The sequence below is a fragment of the Stygiolobus sp. RP850M genome (genome assembly GCF_037389295.1).
Taxonomy (GTDB): Archaea; Thermoproteota; Thermoprotei_A; order Sulfolobales; family Sulfolobaceae; genus Stygiolobus.
Map to the genome: position 1 here is coordinate 1 of NZ_JBBHKU010000065.1, position 2,770 is coordinate 2,770.

Here is a 2,770-nt window from a genome sequence, read left to right on the forward strand (position 1 = left end):
GAATCTTTGATTCATCCAGCAATGGTGGCTTCAGATGATCCTGAGAGAGTATTAATAATAGGGGCTGGAGAAGGTGCCACGATTAGAGAAGTTCTGAAATATAACGTGAAGGAAGTTGTAGCGGTTGATGTGGATAGAAAGGCAGTCGAGATTGCTGAGAAGTATTTAGAGACATGGCACAAGGGCTCATTTAGGGATCCAAGAGTTAGGTTGATCTTCCAAGACGGTTTCGATTTTGTCAGACAATACAAGGGAGAGCCTTTTGATGTAGTAGTGCTAGACCTTACAGACCCTACTGAGACTTCTCGTTCCAGAAACTTATATACTATAGAGTTTTATAAAGAGGTGAAGAAGTTAGTAAAGGACGTTATGGTAACTCAGGGCACTTCTCCGTATCAATCTCCTCATTCGTTTTCAAGGCTTGTAAAGACGTTGAGGGAAATATATAACTACGTGTCTGTGGGTTTATCTTTTGTCCCTTCCTTTGATACTGTGTGGGCTTTTATCTTCTGTTCAGACAAGGTAAATGTCAGTAAGTTAAACGTAAAGAACAGACTTAACAGAGTAATGGGTGAATTGAGGTATTACGACGAAATAACTCACAAGAACATGTTTCTTTTACCTAAGGACGTTAGAAAACTCATAGATAGTGAAAAAACTGTAGTGACTTTGTCAAATCCTATTAACATTCGGGAAGGTTGACTTACTTTCTCTTTATTTCGTCACAGCTGGAGTGTCCTAATTCTTTACATAATATCAGGTCATCTTCCGTAGCGTCTAGTAATTCTATAATATATTTCTGTACCTTTTCTTTCTTTATTATTTTGTAGCCCAGAGAAGAAAACATTCTGACAGCTGCTATATTCCAACTTCTCGTAGAAGCTACAACTAGTGAAAGCCCTTTAGCCTTGAAATATTCCTCAGCTCTTCTCACCATATCTTTTCCGATTCCTTTGCCTCTATATCCCGGCAGAACTCCCAAATAGAATATAGCACCTATGTTCTTTCTTCTCTTTAATTCTGCAAACCCTACTTCTTTTCTATTTACTTTAGCAACGAGGACTTTAGAGCAATTTACGTTTTTTAATGCATAGTATTTATCGAATATAGAAAGAGACTTACTTATTAATTCATCTATATCCATATTCCCGAAGCCTTATCTTCAATTGATAATGTGTGATAATCAGTTAATAAAAATTACCTTTGTAATCTGTTCATAAGGCTCAGTTATAAGGTACAACATAAGACACTCTCTGACAATCTTTTATATTCGTTAGGCTATGAACTATTCTATACGACAAAATCTTGTTCTTACAATTATAGTTCTAGGTACATTAATGGCTTCTGTAGATACTACTATAGTTCTTTTAGCCTTGCCTACTATTACAGTCGACTTAAAAACGAACCTTTACACTTCCATATGGGTGCTTTTGTCTTATTTGCTAGTCCAAGCAGTCATCTCGACGCAAGCAGGAAGAATAGGAGACATATTCGGAAGGTCGAAATATATAATTTGGGTTTTGCCCTTTTCACCGTAGCTTCAGCGCTTTGCGGTCTATCCACTAGTATAGACCTACTTATATTTTTCAGAGTAATTCAAGCCTTGGGAGGAAGTTTGATATCCTCTAACGGAACTGCCTTGATTGCAGATCTCTTTTCTCTTGGCAGCAGGGGTAGAGCTTATGGTCTAACTGCTTTGGGTTGGAATATTGGTGCTTTAATCGGTATAGTGCTTGGAGGGATTTTAACCACACTATTGGGTTGGCAATATATATTTTTTATATTAATGTTCCCATAGGTATTTTCGCTATACTTGTAGGGCTTAGGGAGATTAAGGACGTGAACCCTACAAGGAGTAAGCTTGACGTGACCGGTAGCGGTATTCTAGCTCTAATTCTTTTCTTCATATCTTACGGACTGGTCACTATAGCAGGCGTAGGTGTAAATCCTACCGATCTGCTTTATGTGATCCTAGGCTTAGCTCTTCTACCTTATATTTGTATTTAATGAAATGAGGGTGGAAAAACCGATAATAAACTTAAAGTTATTAAAGATCAGGTTATTAAGCCTCTCTTTATATGCCTTATTCTTCCAAGGGATAGGAGGTCTCTCTCTAACTTTCCTACTCATCATCTACCTTCAAGGGGTTAAGGGTCTTTCACCTTTATATGCCTCCCTTGTTTTAGTTCCTGGGTACATAGTAGCCAGTGTTCTTTCACCTATTGTAGGTAAGAGAACTGAGAGGACTAAACCTGGATTATTAGCCTCCTTAGGATTACTGGTTACATTAGCCTCGCTTATTTTATACTTTGCATTACTCACTCCTTATTCCTCACCTTACCTAGTATCAGCTATATCCACAGTTACGGGGATAGGTTCTTCCCTATTTTGGCCTTCAAATAACACTGCAATTATGTTTAGTGCGCCTAGAGAATATTATGGAGGTGTATCAGGGTTAGCAAGGACTTTTTCCAGTATAGGCACTGTATTGAGTTATGTGATAAGTATAACCGTAGCCTCTCTGTCCATCCCCAGATATGTAGCGTTTGAAATATTCCTCGGTACTAGTTCATTGGATAAAAAAACTATGGTACAGCAGTTATGGGACTTTAACGTAACTTAAAGATTTTCATCAGCCCAGGCGGTCCGCCTAAATAACGTTCAACGAACCTGAGGAACGCCTCCACGCTCCTCAGGTTAAGAGCCCCCACCAGCTCCCTGACGACGTTGACCATGATGGTGAAGATCGTGAGGTAACCCTGAAGCCTCT

At 38.9% G+C, this 2,770-nt stretch carries 2 protein-coding genes and 2 pseudogenes; 2 read left to right on the plus strand and 2 right to left on the minus strand.

The window, feature by feature from the left end; translation table 11 throughout:
• A partial coding sequence (locus WIW52_RS08415; protein WP_337709859.1) for a spermidine synthase occupies positions 1-702 on the plus strand: 702 nt, incomplete at its 5' end.
• A 1-nt stretch (position 703) separates the two neighbouring features.
• On the opposite strand, the gene WIW52_RS08420 is transcribed toward WIW52_RS08415, so the two are convergent.
• Complete coding sequence (locus WIW52_RS08420; protein WP_337709860.1) at positions 704-1,144, minus strand: GNAT family N-acetyltransferase; 441 nt, start codon at positions 1,142-1,144, stop codon at positions 704-706.
• A gap of 148 nt (positions 1,145-1,292) precedes the next feature.
• On the opposite strand from WIW52_RS08420, the pseudogene WIW52_RS11300 reads away from it, so the two are divergent.
• Positions 1,293-2,578, plus strand: a pseudogene (locus tag WIW52_RS11300) (MFS transporter); the annotation flags it as partial.
• Positions 2,579-2,609: 31 nt separating this feature from the next.
• Here WIW52_RS11300 and WIW52_RS08440 read toward each other — a convergent pair.
• A pseudogene (locus tag WIW52_RS08440) lies at positions 2,610-2,770 on the minus strand (IS701 family transposase); the annotation flags it as partial.